Here is a 15,763-nt window from a genome sequence, read left to right on the forward strand (position 1 = left end):
GGTCCCCCTCCCCATGACGTCGTCACGGCGAGGTTTATGCGTCTATTTATCGACGACCAGACAGGCCTGTCCGCCCTTGCTGAGCGAGGCGCAGAAGTTGTTGGCTTCGCCCTTGTTGGCAAAGCCCCCGGTCTGGAGGCGGGTGACCTTCCCGGTCTTGACGTAGGTCGGCTGGCGCGCAGCGACGGCTGGGTATTTTTTGCCGAGCGTCAGCCAGAGGTTGCGCGCATTGGCCTCGACCCCGAAAGCGCCGAGCTGGGCGCGCCAGGGACTTTTACCGCCGGTAGAACGCGGCGGCGTCGGGGTTTCGCGGACAGCGATGGGCGCGTTGTTGATGGGCGGTTTGGCTTTGGCCGCAGCGGGCGGCAGCGTGCCGCTGGCGGGAGGCGGGGCGTAGGTCGTGCCGGGCTTGCCCTTGGCGGTGCCCGCAGCCGCGGCGGCTTCGGCGGCAGCGCGTGCAGCAGCTTGCGCGGCGGGCGTCGAGGGCGCCGCGGGGGCGATTACCGGTGGCGGCGTATAGCCGGCGCCGGGCACCGAAGCCGGCAGGCTGGCGGTCTTGATTGGTGAGGCGACGGCGGGTTTCGCCGCGGGCGGCGGCGCAGCGGTCACCGCGGACAGGCGCGCGCGCGCCTCGTTTTTTTCGATTTCGGGCAGCATAGCCAGACCGCGCTGGCGCTGTTCGAGCGGGATCAGGCTGTCGAGCTGGGCAAGGCGTTCCGATGCGATGCCAAGCCCGGCGTCGCTGGCGCGTTTGGTCAGCGCATAGGCGCGCGGCCAGTCCTGCGCGGCGAGGTCGCCGTTGAAGTGCGCGGTGCCAAGGACATATTGCGCCCGCGGTTCGCCGCGTTCGGCCGAGCGGAGGATGAACGGCATCGCTTCGTCGCGGCGGTTGGCGGTGAACAGGACGAGGCCCAAATTATCCTCGGCCTGCAAATGCCCCTGTTTGGCGGCGCGGCGATACCAGGCTTCGGCTTGCGCCAGATCGGTGGGAACGCCGCGGCCAAGCTTGTATGCTTGCCCCAGATTGAACTGGGCATCGGCATCGCCCGCGAGCGCAGCGGGACGCCATTCGGCGACAGCGCCCTGATAGTCGCCGCGCTGCCAGGCATCGACGCCATCCTTGACGTCGGCGTGGGCGGGCGCGGTCAGCATCGTTGCCGCGATCAGCGGCAGTGCCAGCGAAATGGCGGTGCGGAATTTGCGCATCTTACTCTCCAATGACCTGCATCGCCGCAGTCCCCGCGCGTTTCCTAGCGTGAAATGGCTAACACCGCGTTAGCAACATGCATCCTGCGCCGTATCTGATCCATTTTGGGACAATGTCGCTTGAGGCCTTGTTTACCATGATGGCGAGCGGGCCGTTCACCTTCTTTCCATCATCGTTAACTCAATTTTAGCGCCCCCCATGGCATTCCACCGCCAATTCGTGGTTTTTCAGGGGGACAGCTGTGCGCGTTTTGGCATTGGCTTCACAAAAAGGCGGGTCGGGAAAAACGACCTTGTCGGGGCATCTCGCGGTACAGGCACAGCTAGCGGGCGCAGGTCCGGTCGTCCTGATCGACATCGATCCGCAGGGTTCGCTCGCCGACTGGTGGAACGAGCGCGAGACCGATCTGCCGGCTTTTGCCCAGACCACCGTGGCGCGGCTCGCGTCTGACCTGGAAATTCTGCGCCAGCAGGGCTTCAAACTCGCGGTCATCGATACGCCCCCGGCGATCACCATGGCGATCCAGAGCGTGATCTCGGTCGCCGAACTGATCGTCGTCCCGACCCGGCCGAGCCCGCATGATCTGCGCGCCGTCGGTGCCACCGTCGATCTGTGCGAACGCGCCGGCAAGCCGCTGGTGTTCGTCGTCAACGGCGCAACGCCCAAGGCCAAGATTACCAGCGAAGCCGCCGTCGCATTGTCGCAGCACGGCACCGTCGCCCCGATTACCTTGCACCACCGCACCGATTATGCCGCGTCGATGATCGATGGCCGCACCGTGATGGAAGTCGATCCCAATGGCCGCTCGGCCGAAGAGATCCGCCAGCTGTGGACCTATATGAGCGACCGGCTCGAAAAGAATTTCCGCCGCACCATCTTTGCCGCGCCGATCCCGACGCAGGGCAATTATGGCGCGGTCCGTCCGATGGGCGGTGGCTTTGGCCGCCGCATCGCTGGCCAGTGACGGGAGGGATCGGAACCATGGGCGAACCCAAACCTCTCGCATCGCTGAGCGCCGGCCTCTTGGCCCGCAAGGGCGGCGCACGGCCCGCCATGCGCCGTCAGCCGCTGGGCAGTGGCCCCGCACCCACCAACGCCGTCGGTTATGACGACCTTGGCTGGAACGACATGGGCTATGACGTCGATCCTGATCAGTCAGGCGAACCGGCGCGGATGCTCGACCTGAAACCTTTGCTGACCGGTTCGGTGCCGGCGCATAATGTCGAGGCTGAACAAGCGCTCGAAGCCAGCGTGGGTCACGAGCTGACCGATGCGGTTGCCGAAGATTATGCCGCGGAAGATTATGGCGCCGATGCTTTTGAAGCCGAAGCGCATGACATTCCCGAAATCGTTCGCCAGCAGGAATCGCTGATCGACCGCGTCGCCGCCGTGGCGCGCAAGGTCGAGGCGCGGCCCGAAGCGAAGCCAAAGAAGGAAAAGGCGCCGCGCGCACTCCGCGCTCGCGAAAAAGCGGCGTTCACACTTCGCCTCGATGCCGAACGCCATCTGCGCCTGCGCCTTGCAAGTGCCGTGACCAACCGGTCGTCGCAGGTGATCCTGACCGACTTGCTCGACGAATATCTGACGACGCTGCCCGAAATCGACGCGATGGCGAGCCGCCTGCCGGCGGCCCGTCCGACGCGCCAGACGATGCCGCGCTGAACCAGTCCAAAGGGGACCATAAGATGAACCGCAAAATGCTGATGAACCTCGCCGTTTCGGGCTTTGTCCTGAGCGTCGCCACCGGATGCAGCGGGATGGGCGCGATGGCCGATGCGCCGGCGCGCGCCGCGGGCAAGCCCCAAGTCGCCGCCAAGTCGGCGGATCAGGCGCGCGCCGCGCTCGAAGCCGGGAAAGTCAGCAAGGCGGTCGGCTTGGCCGAAGCGGCGGTTGCCGGAAGCCCGCGCGACGCGAGCTATCGTGCGCTGCTGGGGCAGGTCTATCTCAACGACGGTCGTTTTGCGTCCGCCACTTCGGCACTGAGCGAAGCGATGGAATTGGGCGCGACGGACAGCAATACGATTATCGCGCTGACGCTGGCACTGATTGCGCAGGGCAAGGGCGCCGAGGCGATTTCGCTGCTGCAGGCGCACCGCGACACGGTGCCGGCATCGGACATCGGGCTGGCGTTGGCGCTGGCCGGAGATAGCGAAGGCGCGATCTATGTACTGACCGACGCGGCGCGCGCGCCCGACGCAAGCGCGCGGACGCGGCAGAATCTGGCGCTCGCCTTTGCCTTGTCGGGGCGCTGGGCGCAGGCGCAAATCCTGGCGTCGCAGGACCTGTCGCCCGCCAAGCTGGAAGCGCGGATGATGGAATGGTCGAAACTGGCCGAAACGCCGAACTCGCAGCTACGCGTCGCGAGCCTGATCGGCACCAAGGCACAGGTGGACGGCGGAATGCCGGTTCGTCTGGCGCTGAGCAATTATGGCGAGACGCAGATGGCTGCGGTTGACGCACCAGCACCGGTCGAACTCGCAAGCGCCGATCCGGCGCCGGTCGCCGCCTATGCGCCGCCGCCGCCGGTGCTGGCCGACGCCAGCAGCGCGATCCGCAGCATTGAACTGCCGATGCCCGAACGTAACGCCGATGGGGTCGTGCCGGTCACCGAACTGCCGCAGCCGAAGGCCGCGAGCGAAGTCATCATGGCCGACGCCGCTCCCTATCGCACCGCTCCGCGCGACGCGAGCGAGGGGCGTATCCGTCCGGCGCAGCAGCAGGCGCTCGAACTGGCGACCGTGCTGATCCCGCAGGCAATCGCTTTCAACGCGCAAAAGCCAAGCGGTTGGGCGGTGCAGCTGGGCGCCTATGACAGCCTGGGCATCGCCAAGGAAAAATGGGGCGGGCTGAAAAAGCGCAGCGCCATGCTGGCGAATTTCCCGGCATCGAGCCACGCCGCGACGGTCAAGGGCCGCACCTTCTACCGCCTGACCGTCAACGGTCTGGCAACGCGCGCCGATGCGACGAGCCTGTGCAACGAGCTGAAGGCGCATGGCCAGACCTGCTTCATCCGCGCGATGGGCGGTAGCGAGAGCATCCAGTGGGCGTCGAAAGCCAGCCCGATGCGGATGGCGTCGCGCTAACGCAAAGCCTCCGCGCGGCGGGCCGAATCGAAAAAGGGGCAGGGCCACATGGTCCCGCCCCTTTTTTCATGTTCGTTCGCAAGTGATGCATTTGAACAGCTCAGCGTATACGCAATCCACCCTTCCACATCGCTGTCGCACGGCCTTGCACGGGCATGCCGTCGAACGGGGTGTTGCCCGCATAGGCGGCCATTTTCTTCGCATCGACCTGCCACGGGGTGCCGTCGTCGATCAGGATAAGATCGGCCTCCATTCCCACCTTTAGGCGCCCGGCGTCGAGGCCGAGCAGGCAGGCGGGGGTGGCGGCGAGCATGTCAAACAGGCGGCTGGGCGTGACAAGGCCGTCGCGTACCAGATTGAGCCCGAGCGCCAGCAGCGTTTCGGCGCCTGCCATGCCGGGGAGCGCCTCGGCGAAGGGCAGGCGCTTGTCCTCGGGGCCGCGCGGGTCGTGGCCCGATGACAGGACGTCGATCGTCCCGTCGGCAGCTGCGGCGAGGCACGCCTGACGATCGTCCTCGCTGCGCAGCGGCGGCGACAGGCGCGCGAAGGTGCGAAAATCGCCGATCGCGGTGTCGGAGAGGAACAGATGCGCGGGGGTGATGCCGCAGAGGACGGGTAGCCCCTTCGCCTTCGCCGCGCGTATCAGATCGAGGCCGCGGGCGGTGGTGACCTGGCGGAAATGAACGGGGGCGCCGGTTTCCTCGACGAGGGCGAGGTCGCGCGCGATAGCGATCGCTTCGGCGATCGCGGGGGCCGAGGCAAGGCCGAGGCGGGTCGCCATTTCACCATCGGTCGCGACCGCGCCGGCGGTAAGACCTTCATCCTCGGCGTGGATGATCGTGACGAGGCCGAGCGAAGCGGCGTAGGCGAGGACGCGCCGCATCACGCCGCTGTCGGCGATGCGGCTGCGGCCGGTGGCGACGGCGCGGGCGCCCGCGCTTTTCATCAGGCCGATTTCGGCGAGTTCCTTGCCCGCGAGGCCTTTGGTCGCAGCGGCGAGCGGATGGACCCACAGGTCGGGTTTGCCGCCCTTGGCCGCGCGCTCGACGAGGCCCGGGTGGTCGAGCGGCCCCGCGTCGGGCATCAGCGCGGCGCGGGTGATGCCGCCGAAGTGAAAGGCGGGCTTGTCGGTCGCGAAAACGCCGAGGTCGATGATGCCGGGGGCGAGCCATTGGCCTTTGGCATCGACGGTTTCGGTACCGTCGGGGATCTCGGTCGGGTCGAGCGCGGCGATACGGCCGTCCGCGACGAGCAGGCTGCCCGGACGCGGCTTGTCGCCATCGATCAGCTGCGCGTTCGCGATAAGGAGTGGTTTCAATTCCATCCCGCGACCCCCCGCTGGCGGCGCGTCAATATGTCGAGGCACGCCATGCGAACCGCGACCCCCATTTCGACCTGCTCGGTGATCGTTGAACGGGTGGGATGGTCGGCGACGCTGCTGTCGATTTCGACCCCGCGGTTCATCGGGCCGGGATGCATGACGATCGCGTCGGGTTGCGCTTTTTCGAGGCGTTTGGGGGTGAGGCCATAGAGCGCATGATATTCGCGCGCGCTGGGCAGGTAAGCACCGTCCATGCGTTCATTCTGGAGGCGGAGCATCATCACGACGTCGGCATCCTTCAGCCCTTCGTCCATGTCGGTGAAAGTGGTGACATGCATGCGGTCGATCGCCGGCGGGGTGAGCGTCGGCGGGGCGACGACGCGCACCTCGTTGCCGAGCAAGGTGAGCGCGAGGATGTTCGAGCGCGCGACGCGGCTGTGGAGGACGTCGCCGCAGATCGCGACGGTGAGGCCTTCGACCTTGCCCTTGCGACGGCGGATGGTGAGCGCATCGAGCAAAGCCTGCGTCGGATGTTCGTGGCGGCCGTCGCCCGCGTTGAGCACGGGGCAGTCGACCTTGTCGGCGATGAGCTGCACCGCGCCCGAGCTGCCGTGGCGGATCACCATCGCATCGGCGCGCATCGCGTTGAGCGTCATCGCAGTGTCGATCAGCGTCTCGCCCTTCTTCACGCTCGACTGCGCCGCGTGCATGTTGACGACGTCGGCGCCGAGGCGTTTTCCGGCGATTTCGAAAGAAAGCAGGGTCCGCGTCGAGTTCTCAAAAAAGGCGTTTATGATGGTGAGGCCGGCGAGGCGGTCGTCATGCTTGGCGGCGCCGCTGCGGTTGAGGTCGACCCACTCCTCGGCGGCGTCGAGGACGTAGCTGATCTCCCACGGGGTCAGCTGGGCGATTCCGATCAGGTGGCGATGGCGAAAGGCATCGCCGCCGGGCGGATAGTCGCTGGCGGGTCGGGTTGTTGATGTTGTCATTAAAGGGGAGCGTTTAGGCAGGACGAGGCAATTACGCAAGCGCCGCGGCGATCAGCGGTCCCAACAATCCGAGCACCCAAAGCGCGAGCAGGATCAGTTCGAGGACAAGCAGCGTCATCATCTGCATCGCGAAAGGCTGTTTGCGCGTCTTGTGCCGAACGAGGCGTGAAGCTGCGAAGGTGCCGATCGCGCCGCCAAAAAAAGCCCAATGCAGCAGGGCTGCCTCGCTGATCCGCCGCGCGCCCGCTTCGGCGCGATGTTTGTCGATTATCATCAGCGCGAAGGCGATGACATTGGCGGCGATCAGCCAATAGAGGATATATCCGGTGACACGGTCCACGATTAACGCGTCATCGCATCAATCGCGCCTTGCAGGATGAAGGCGGCGGCGGCGCTATCGATCCGTTCGGCGCGTTTGGCGCGGCTGACGTCGGCGGCGATCATCGCGCGCTCGACCGCGGCAGTCGACCAGCGTTCGTCCCAGAGCAGGATGGGCAGGCCAAGCGGCAGGAGGTTGCGCGCGAAGGCGCGGGTGCTTTGGGTGCGCGGGCTGTCGCTGCCGTCCATGCTGAGGGGGAGGCCGACGACAAGGCCGATAATGTTGTGGGCGGAGAGGACGGATTTTAGCGTTTCGAGGTCGGCGGCGAATTTCTTGCGGATGATCGTCTTGTCGGGGGTCGCGAAGCTCCAGTTCATATCACAGGTCGCGACGCCGATGGTCTTGGTGCCGACGTCGAGGCCCGCGAGGCGACCGCCGGTCGGGAAATGGGCGGCGAAGTCGGGGGCGGCGGTGGTGATCATCGGACTGCCTCTAATTCCAAAACATAGGGTAATCGCGGGGCGGTGATCACCGTTGCGGTTGCGATGCGTAGGCAGGGTGGTTGCCCCCCGATAGGTTGAAAAACGGGCTCACGATTGACACCGGGCCCAGCAACAAACGGGAGACAACCATGAAGCAGTTTATCGGCCTCGACGTATCTTTGAAAGACACATTTGTATCGGTGCGTGAAGACGGCGAACGGATCTGGCGCGGCAAATGCCCGTCTGATCCCAAATTGATAGCAGAGCTTGTCCGCAAGCGAGCTGCGAATGTGGAGCGTGTCGTGTTCGAGACGGGGCCTCTGTCTGTCTGGTTCTATCATGCGCTGAGACAGGAAGGATTGCCCGCTATCTGCATTGATGCCCGCCATGCCAAAGCGGCGCTCGATATGGCCCGAAACAAGACCGATGCGAATGATGCGGACGGCCTGGCGCATCTTGCGGAGGTTGGCTTTTACCGCGAGGTACGCGTGAAGAGCTTTGACAGCATGCTGACCCGCACGCTGATTGCGGCGCGCAATCAGCTGCTGAAGGCGACGACCCAGATGTTGAACCAAATCCGTGGTCTGATGAAGACGTTCGGCCTGATTGTTCCCAAGGGGGCTGGCCGTGTGTTCGAGGGCCATGTGCGCAGCCTGCTGGCGAGCAACGCAGGGCTCGAACAGATCCTCCTGCCGGTTCTTGAGGCCTGGCGAGGCATGCGCGCCCGCGCTGCAGAGTTGAGCAAGCAGCTCGTTGCATCCGCTCGCGCGAGCGAGCAATGCCAATTGCTTTCGTCGATTCCGGGGGTCGGCACGGTGACCGCCTCTTCGTTCGTTGCGGCAATCGAGGACCCGAAAAACTTTCGGAAGTCGCGTTCGGTTGGTGCTTGGGTCGGCTTGACGACCAGGCGTTACCAGTCGGGCGAAGTCGATTATGACGGTCATATATCCCGGCGCGGCGACAGTCATCTGCGCGGGCTGCTGTACGAGGCGGCAGTCGTGATCCTCACGCGCACCACGGCGGACAGCGCGCTGCGGATCTGGGGCCTCAAACTCAAGGAAAAGATCGGCTTCAAGCGCGCGGCCGTCGCGGTCGCGCGCAAGCTCGCTGTCATCATGCATACTATGCTTCGTACGGGTGAACTGTTCGACCGTTCGATCGCTGCCGAGGTCTGACATGAGCAATATGACAGCAAGGACCATTATCCGATAAGCTGAACTTCCCTATCGTTTGCGCCCATGCTGTGGGCGCGCCGATCCGTCCCTGTCGGGACGCGGACAGAATCATTCCGTTAATGAGGCTGCACCGCCATCATCTCAATGGCGCAGTGCGTCTAAAACATTGGAAGATTCCGGCCCACGAAGACCTATCCTGCGGCGGGCATGACTCGACCGCGTAAACGACCCTGTACCCGACAAACGGAATGACCGGCGCGGCCGAAGCTGAAGGCTCTGACAACTTCTCTCACTATATCACCTGCGATGACCTCATCGCAGATCGAAGATTTGTGTTCAAAATTATACTTGACCGGGGCGCGATTAAACGACCTCGTCATTGCGAGCGGAGCGGGCCGAAGACGGCCGTAGGCCAACCAATCCAGAGCGGATTACGCAGGCTCTGGATTGCCGCATCGCTACGCTCCTCGCGATGACGAGGCTAGGATCTGGGCGCCTGCGCTGTGGCGGGTTCTGCTCGGGCCACCGGTTCTGCCGCCGGCGGCACCGGCGACGGCTTGCCCTCAAAAGTCGCCAGGCGCCGCAAAGCATCGGCGCGGACGTTCGCCCAGAACAGGGTGATGTCATACACATGGTAATTGTTGCCCGGCAGCACATACCCCGCGACGACGTAATTCTTTGCGACGTCGGCATCGCCGATCATCAGCAGGCCCCGCGTGTCGTCGCATTTGGCGCCGATCTTGCCCGCGATCAGCGACCCGCTCTTGAAGCCCTCGGTGGGTTTGAGCGTGCCGAGATTGGCCTCGGGCGCCGCTGCGGCATCGGGGGTGCCGGTGAGCGGGTTGGTGCACAGCATCCGCGTGTCGGCGCGCGGGCGGCCGTCGAAGCCGATCGTGCCATCATAGGCGCTCGTCACCATTGCGGGGTCAGCGGGGTCGGCAAAGGTCGCCCAGCCGAGGATGCAGCCCTTTTGATCGGCGGTCTGGCACGCGGGCAGACCGAGCGCCGCCATGTCGGTGTCGAGGCTGATCGGCCAGCCGATGACATAGGCGGCGACGATCCGCTTCGCGAGCGGGCTTCCTGCGATCTTGTTCTTGAGCAGGGTGGTGAGATGAAGCGCGCCCTGGCTGTGGCCGGCGAGGATGATCGGTTTGTTCTTGGGCTGGGCGGCGACAAAGGCGTCGAAGGCGTCCTCGACATCGCGATAAGCGGCGTCAATTGCCTTGCCCGCGGTCACCCGGTCCTCGGCGAGGAAGGCGCCGAGGGTCGCCTGACGGTAGCGCGGCGCCCAGATGTCACCCGCGTCGGCAAAAGCGCTCGCCATGCCCTGCACGAACAGATTGGCGCGGTGATCCGAATCGCGGTCGGCGAGCGGCGCGTTCCAGCTCGAACGACTATAATAGCTGGTCGGGTGAACGAAAAAGACTGCGGCGTCGCCCTTTGGCATCGCCGGAGCGGTGGTTTCGGCGGCATCCGCGGACGGAATCAGCTGGTCGCGCGACTGCGCTTCGGCGCTGTCGGGCGTCGATCCTTCGGCGGCGGGGCGCCAGGCCGACGGGTCTCCATCGATGCCGGGACGCGCGAACCACATTTTGACATCGTCATAGGCGTTGGGCGCAACCGCGACCTGCCGCTTGAACTCGGCGCTCGGCACAAAGGCGGTGCGCGCGACCCAGCCGGGAAAAAGCTGGTACACGACCCCGGCAGCGAGGATCAGCAGGATGATCGCGGCAATGACGTATAGAAATTTGCGGGCCAATGGGGGCTCCATGGGGGAGAGAAGGGAGACGGACTGGTGCGCTGTTTGGCTTGCGCTGGCCAGCGAAACAAGCCCAGATGTGGGGTATGACAGACGCGCCCGCAACCGGCACCGCCGCCGATTCGCCCCGAGTTTCCGCACGCCTTGACGATAACGATCCGCCATGGCCGCTGCGACCGTGGATCATGGCGGCGATTTGTGCCGCGGCGGGGCTCGCGTTCCACGCGCTGGTCGATCATCCCTACGAGGACGCGCTGGCGCAATGGCGCAGCGCGCTGGCGACCGCGGTGGCGGTGGCGGCGGTGGTGTTCGTGCTCGGCGTCGAGTTGCGCCGCTGGCACTGGGCACTGGGTTTCGCGCTGCTTTGGGGCATCGTGCTGGGGCTGATCGCGTGGCGGACGGCGGCGTATAATTTGCAGGGCAGCCCGATCGAATGGCCGTTCTGGTCGGGGATGCTCGCGGTGCTGGTCGCGACGCCCTTGTTCCAGACGCGGCGCGATGTCGCGCCCGACTGGCGCTTCTGGAAGTTGTGGGCGATGCCCTATGATCGGCTGCACAGCCATGCGTGGACCGATGCGGTGATCGGCGCGGCGAGCTTGGCGTTCGTCGGCATCGCGTTCCTGCTGACCTTCCTGATTTCGGAAATGTTCCACCTGATCGGCATCGACCTGATCCGCGACCTGCTGAACGACGAATGGTTCGGCTGGATGCTCGCGGGGGCGTCATTTGGCGGCGCGGTCGGCTTGCTGCGCGAGCGCGACAAGCTGGTTTCGACCTTGCAGCGGCTGGTGATGATTGTGCTGGCGGTGCTGGCGCCGGTGCTCGCGGCGGCGCTGGTGATCTTCCTGCTGTCGCTGGCGGGGACGGGGCTGGCGAAGCTGTGGGCGTCAGGCTTTTCGACGGCGGCGCTGATGCTGGCGGCGGCGGCATTCGCGGTACTGCTCGCCAATGCCGTGATCGGCAATGGCGTCGACGACCGCGCGACGAATCCGTTGCTGCGCTGGGCGGCGCCGGTGCTGGCGGTGGCGGTGCTGCCGCTCGCGGGGATCGCCTATTATTCGATGCAGCTGCGGATCGGCCAATATGGCTGGACTCCCGAGCGCATCTGGGGGTTGATCGCGACGCTGATAGCCTTGGCCTATGGCGCGATCGGCCTGTGGTCGGTCGTGAAGGGGCGGCGCGATTTCGACGATGTGCTGCGCCCGTTGCAGCAGAAGCTGGCGATCGGCGTGGCGTTGCTGGCGCTGTTCCTGGCGTTGCCGATCCTCGATTTCGGGGCGATTTCGACGCGCGACCAGATGGCGCGGCTCACGTCGGGGACGACGAAGGTCGAACAATTTGACTGGGCGGCGATGGCCTATGATTTCGGGCCGAGCGGGCGCGCGGCGCTCAAGGAGCTGACGAGGTCACCGCAGAAGGAGCGCGCCGACGCGGCCAAAGCAGCGCTGGCGGCGAAGAATCGCTGGGATCTGACCGGACCGAAGGGGCCGGTCTTGCTCAAGCCGCTTGCCGAGCGGCTCCGCGTCATTCCCGCCGAGCGTGCGCTGCCCCCCGAGGCGCTGGAGCGCATCGCCGGCACCTATATGTGCAGCCGCGCCAAGGCGTGCGTCGCGGTGTGGCTGGCCGATGACCGGATCGGGGTGCTGGGGCAGAATGCGCCGGGCGAGGCGACGAATTTCGATTTCGTGACGCTGAACAAGGACGGGCGCTGGGTGCAGGGCGATATCGGCCGCGATACGCGCCCGACGCGCTCCGTGGACCTGTCGAAAGCGACGGTGACGGTCGAGACGATCGAGCAGCGGCATATCGTGGTGGATGGCGTGCCGGAATCGGGGGCGTTTGAGTGAGTATTGATCGTCCCTGTCGCGCAGCGATGGGAAGGTGGCAGCGGCAAAGACTCAGACGGAGGGCCATGACCGCCATAGCCCCGCCACCGCCGCCTGCGGCGGCGGTCCCGCTGGCGCTGCGTGCCGTCTGCGACGCCCCCATGACTTCCTCAGCGGGAGGATAGAGAAGGTTGAAGCGATCCCGCGGGAATGCTAGCGGCGCGGCTTCCCCGCAAAGGCAGGACCCCAATGACAATCGATCAGGCAACGGTCAGAAAAATAGCGTCGCTGGCGCGCATCGCGATCAGCGATGCGGAAGCCGCCGCGATGGAAGGCGAACTCAACGGTATTTTGGGCTGGGTCGAACAACTCGGCGAGGTCGATGTGACCGGGGTCGAGCCGATGACCGCGGTGATTCCGAACACGCTGCGGCTGCGCGACGATGTCATCGACGCCGACCCGCTGACCGGTGGCAACCGCCGCGACGATGTGCTGGCGAATGCGCCGGCGGCGATGCACGGCTTTTTCGGCGTGCCCAAGGTGATCGAATAATGACCGAACTGACCAACCTGACCGTCGCGCAGATCCGCGACGGGCACCGCGCGGGCGATTTTTCCGCGGTCGAAGTGGCGGAGGCGTTCAGTGCCAATGTCGCGGGGGCGAAGGCGCTCAATGCGTTTATCGTCGAGACACCCGAGCATGCTCTTGAAGCCGCGAAGCAGGCTGATGCCGACCGCGCGGCGGGGACGCTGAAGCCGCTGTCGGGCGTGCCGATCGGGATGAAGGATTTGTTCTGCACCGATGGCGTGCAGACGACCGCGGCGAGCCATATGCTGGAGGGTTTCATCCCCCGCTATGAATCGACCGTCAGCCAGAAATTGTGGGACGCGGGCGCGGGGATGCTGGGCAAGCTGAACCTCGACCAGTTCGCAATGGGGTCGTCGAACGAGACGAGCTATTTCGGCAATGTGATCTCGCCATGGCGGCGCAAGGATGGCGGCAATGCCGCGCTCGCGCCGGGCGGATCGTCAGGCGGCTCTTCGACCGCGATCGCGGCGCGGCTGTGTCCCGCAGCGACCGGCACCGATACCGGCGGCTCGATCCGTCAGCCTGCGGCGTTCACGGGCATTTCGGGGATCAAGCCCACCTATGGCCGCTGCTCGCGCTGGGGCATCGTGGCGTTCGCGAGCTCGCTCGACCAGGCGGGGCCGATGGCGCGCGACGTGCGCGACTGCGCGATCATGCTCGAAAATATGGCGGGCTTCGATGCGAAGGATGCGACGAGCCTGAATCTGCCGGTACCCGATTGGGAAGCGGCTTTGTCGAGCGATCTCAAGGGCAAGACGGTCGGGATTCCCAAGGAATATCGGCTGGAGGGCATCGACCCCGACATCGACGCGATGTGGGATGCGGGGATCGCGATGCTGAAGGATGCGGGCGCCGCGGTCGTCGAGATCAGTCTGCCGCACACCAAATATGCGCTGCCCGCCTATTATATCATTGCCCCCGCCGAAGCGTCGTCGAACCTCGCGCGCTATGACGGCGTGCGCTACGGTTTGCGCGACCTGCCCGCCAAGAACTCCTCTGGGGGGGGCGCGGGGTTGCAGGACATGTATGCCGCGACGCGCGCCGAAGGTTTTGGGCCCGAGGTCAAGCGCCGCATCATGATCGGCACCTATGTGCTGTCGGCGGGCTTTTACGATGCCTATTACACGCAGGCGCAGAAGGTACGGACGCTGATCGCGCGCGATTTCGAACAGGCTTTTGCTTCATGCGATGTAATCCTCGCACCGACCGCGCCGTCGGCGGCGTTCGGGCTGGGCGAGAAGATGGCCGATCCGCTGGCGATGTACCTCAACGACGTGTTCGCGGTGCCCGCGAGCCTTGCGGGACTGCCCGCGATGTCGGTCCCTGCGGCGCTGAACCGCGAAGGGCTGCCACTGGGTCTGCAGATCATCGGCAAGGCATTCGACGAGCAGAGCGTGCTGAACGCCGGGCTGGCTATTGAAGAGCGGGCGGGCTTCAACGCTCGCGCCGAGAAGTGGTGGTAAGATGAGCGATTATCGCATCAAGGGCGAAACCGGTGAGTGGGAGGTCGTGATCGGCCTCGAGGTCCACGCCCAGATCACCACCAACGCCAAGCTGTTTTCGAGCGCCGCAACGGCGTTCGGGGCCGAGCCGAACACGCAGGTGTCGCTGGTCGATGCCGCGATGCCGGGGATGCTGCCGGTGCCGAACCGCGAATGCATCCGCCAGGCGGTGCGCACGGGAATGGCGATCGAGGCGCAGATCAACAGATGGTCTCGGTTCGACCGCAAGAATTATTTCTATGCCGACCTGCCGCAGGGTTATCAGATTTCGCAGCTTTATCATCCGCTTGTTGGCGAAGGTGCGATCACCGTCGAGGCGGACGAGAAGGCGGGTATTCCCGAACCCAAGGTGATCGGGGTCGAGCGGATCCATGTCGAGCAGGACGCCGGCAAGCTGATGCACGACCAGCATCCGACGATGTCTTATGTCGATTTGAATCGCAGCGGCGTCGCGTTGATGGAGATCGTGTCGAAGCCCGACATGCGCTCGCCCGCCGAGGCCGGAGCCTATGTCCGCAAATTGCGTGCTATCCTGCGCTATGTCGGCTCGTGCGACGGCAATATGGAAGAAGGGTCGATGCGCGCCGACGTCAATGTCAGCGTGCGGAGACCCGGCGACGAATTCGGCACGCGCACCGAGACGAAGAACGTCAATTCAGTGCGCTTCGTCATGGCGGTGATCGAAGGCGAGGCAAAGCGCCAGGTCGAACTGATCGAAAGCGGCGGCACCGTGGTGCAGGAAACGCGCCTCTACGATCCCGACCGCAATGAGACGCGCTCGATGCGGTCGAAGGAAGATGCGCATGATTATCGCTACTTCCCCGATCCCGACCTGCTGCCGCTCGAACTGGACGACGATTTTCTGGTCGAATGCCGCGAAAGCCTGCCCGAACTGCCCGATGCCAAGCGCGACCGCTATCTGGCGCTGGGGATATCGCCGTATAACGCCGATGTTCTGACCGCCGAGGTTGAGGCGGCGCGCTGGTTCGACACGTTGCTCGATGCGGGCGCCAAGCCGGTTGCGGCGGCGAACTGGGTGACGAGCGAGCTGTTCGGCGCGCTCAATCGCATGGGCCGCGACCTGACCGATTCGCCGGTATCGCCGCAGCAGGCCGCCGAGTTGCTAGGGTTGGTTGCCGACGGCACGATTTCGGGCACGATTGCGAAGCAGGTGTTCGAAAAGATGCTCGAAAGCGGCGGCGGCGCTGCCGAAATCGTCGAGCGCGACGGGCTGAAGCAGACGAGCGACACCGGCGCGATCGAGGCGGAAATTGCCAAGATCCTGGCCGCCAATGCCGACAAGGTCGAGCAGTATAAGGGCGGCAAGGAAGCGCTGTTCGGCTTCTTCGTCGGCCAGACGATGAAGGCGATGCAGGGCAAGGCAAACCCGCAAGTGGTCAACGAGCTGCTGAAGAAGGCGCTCGGCTGATCCTCCGTTGTAATCGAGTTCACAGTCAATTCAGGGCCTTCGATCGCATAAGCGCCTAAATCGGCGATGAAATGCGATGCAGG

Annotated in this window: 14 protein-coding genes; 8 read left to right on the plus strand and 6 right to left on the minus strand. The window is 65.1% G+C overall.

Annotated elements, in window-relative coordinates; translation table 11 throughout:
• Positions 1-42: 42 nt before the first annotated feature.
• Positions 43-1,206, minus strand: a complete 1,164-nt coding sequence (locus tag CDQ92_RS18510) for an SPOR domain-containing protein (RefSeq protein ID WP_088443536.1) — start codon at positions 1,204-1,206, stop codon at positions 43-45.
• A gap of 242 nt (positions 1,207-1,448) precedes the next feature.
• Here CDQ92_RS18510 and CDQ92_RS18515 point away from each other — a divergent pair, with 242 nt between their 5' ends.
• Genes CDQ92_RS18515 through CDQ92_RS18525 form a run of 3 tightly spaced genes read left to right on the plus strand, consistent with a single transcriptional unit; the run spans position 1,449 to position 4,290 of the window.
• Positions 1,449-2,171 (plus strand): ParA family protein, encoded by a 723-nt coding sequence (locus CDQ92_RS18515; protein ID WP_088443538.1) that lies wholly within the window; start codon positions 1,449-1,451, stop codon positions 2,169-2,171.
• 17 nt (positions 2,172-2,188) lie between these two features.
• Positions 2,189-2,869 carry a hypothetical protein gene (locus CDQ92_RS18520; protein WP_088443540.1) on the plus strand — a complete coding sequence of 227 codons (681 nt, stop codon included), beginning with the start codon at positions 2,189-2,191 and terminating at the stop codon, positions 2,867-2,869.
• A gap of 23 nt (positions 2,870-2,892) precedes the next feature.
• Positions 2,893-4,290, plus strand: a complete 1,398-nt coding sequence (locus CDQ92_RS18525; protein ID WP_088443542.1) for an SPOR domain-containing protein — start codon at positions 2,893-2,895, stop codon at positions 4,288-4,290.
• Positions 4,291-4,390: 100 nt separating this feature from the next.
• On the opposite strand, the gene CDQ92_RS18530 is transcribed toward CDQ92_RS18525, so the two are convergent.
• From CDQ92_RS18530 to ruvX, 4 genes are read right to left on the minus strand one after another with little or no spacing between them, the layout of a single operon-like run.
• Positions 4,391-5,614: a dihydroorotase gene (locus CDQ92_RS18530; RefSeq protein WP_088443544.1), complete on the minus strand. Its 1,224-nt coding sequence runs from the start codon at positions 5,612-5,614 to the stop codon at positions 4,391-4,393.
• The gene (locus tag CDQ92_RS18535; protein WP_088443546.1) at positions 5,605-6,600 is read right to left on the minus strand and encodes an aspartate carbamoyltransferase catalytic subunit; all 996 of its coding nucleotides are present in this window, start codon (positions 6,598-6,600) and stop codon (positions 5,605-5,607) included. Before CDQ92_RS18535 ends, CDQ92_RS18530 begins: the two co-directional genes overlap by 10 nt.
• 31 nt (positions 6,601-6,631) lie before the next feature.
• On the minus strand, positions 6,632-6,940 hold the full coding sequence (locus tag CDQ92_RS18540; RefSeq protein WP_229667518.1) for a DUF1294 domain-containing protein: 309 nt from the start codon (positions 6,938-6,940) through the stop codon (positions 6,632-6,634).
• Between the two features lie 2 nt (positions 6,941-6,942).
• Positions 6,943-7,401 (minus strand): Holliday junction resolvase RuvX, encoded by a 459-nt coding sequence (gene ruvX, locus CDQ92_RS18545; RefSeq protein WP_088443548.1) that lies wholly within the window; start codon positions 7,399-7,401, stop codon positions 6,943-6,945.
• A gap of 149 nt (positions 7,402-7,550) precedes the next feature.
• Between ruvX and CDQ92_RS18550 the strand changes: the two genes are divergently transcribed.
• Positions 7,551-8,576, plus strand: coding sequence for an IS110 family RNA-guided transposase (locus CDQ92_RS18550; RefSeq protein WP_088439574.1), 1,026 nt, complete (start codon positions 7,551-7,553; stop codon positions 8,574-8,576).
• Between the two features lie 481 nt (positions 8,577-9,057).
• Here the strand turns inward: CDQ92_RS18550 and CDQ92_RS18555 are convergent, their stop codons facing one another.
• Complete coding sequence (locus tag CDQ92_RS18555) at positions 9,058-10,335, minus strand: DUF3089 domain-containing protein (protein ID WP_088443550.1); 1,278 nt, start codon at positions 10,333-10,335, stop codon at positions 9,058-9,060.
• An 86-nt stretch (positions 10,336-10,421) separates the two neighbouring features.
• Between CDQ92_RS18555 and CDQ92_RS18560 the strand changes: the two genes are divergently transcribed.
• From CDQ92_RS18560 to gatB, 4 genes are all read left to right on the plus strand, one after another.
• The gene (locus CDQ92_RS18560; RefSeq protein WP_229667607.1) at positions 10,422-12,182 is read left to right on the plus strand and encodes a DUF4153 domain-containing protein; all 1,761 of its coding nucleotides are present in this window, start codon (positions 10,422-10,424) and stop codon (positions 12,180-12,182) included.
• A 228-nt stretch (positions 12,183-12,410) separates the two neighbouring features.
• Positions 12,411-12,713 carry an Asp-tRNA(Asn)/Glu-tRNA(Gln) amidotransferase subunit GatC gene (gene gatC, locus CDQ92_RS18565; protein ID WP_088443554.1) on the plus strand — a complete coding sequence of 101 codons (303 nt, stop codon included), beginning with the start codon at positions 12,411-12,413 and terminating at the stop codon, positions 12,711-12,713.
• Complete coding sequence (gene gatA / locus CDQ92_RS18570) at positions 12,713-14,212, plus strand: Asp-tRNA(Asn)/Glu-tRNA(Gln) amidotransferase subunit GatA (RefSeq protein ID WP_088443556.1); 1,500 nt, start codon at positions 12,713-12,715, stop codon at positions 14,210-14,212. The genes gatC and gatA overlap by 1 nt, the downstream gene beginning before the upstream one ends.
• A gap of 1 nt (position 14,213) precedes the next feature.
• Positions 14,214-15,680 (plus strand): Asp-tRNA(Asn)/Glu-tRNA(Gln) amidotransferase subunit GatB, encoded by a 1,467-nt coding sequence (gene gatB, locus CDQ92_RS18575; RefSeq protein ID WP_088443558.1) that lies wholly within the window; start codon positions 14,214-14,216, stop codon positions 15,678-15,680.
• The last annotated feature ends 83 nt before the right edge of the window (positions 15,681-15,763 follow it).

The sequence above is a fragment of the Sphingopyxis bauzanensis genome, from assembly GCF_002205675.1.
GTDB classification, from domain to species: domain Bacteria; phylum Pseudomonadota; class Alphaproteobacteria; order Sphingomonadales; family Sphingomonadaceae; genus Sphingopyxis; species Sphingopyxis bauzanensis.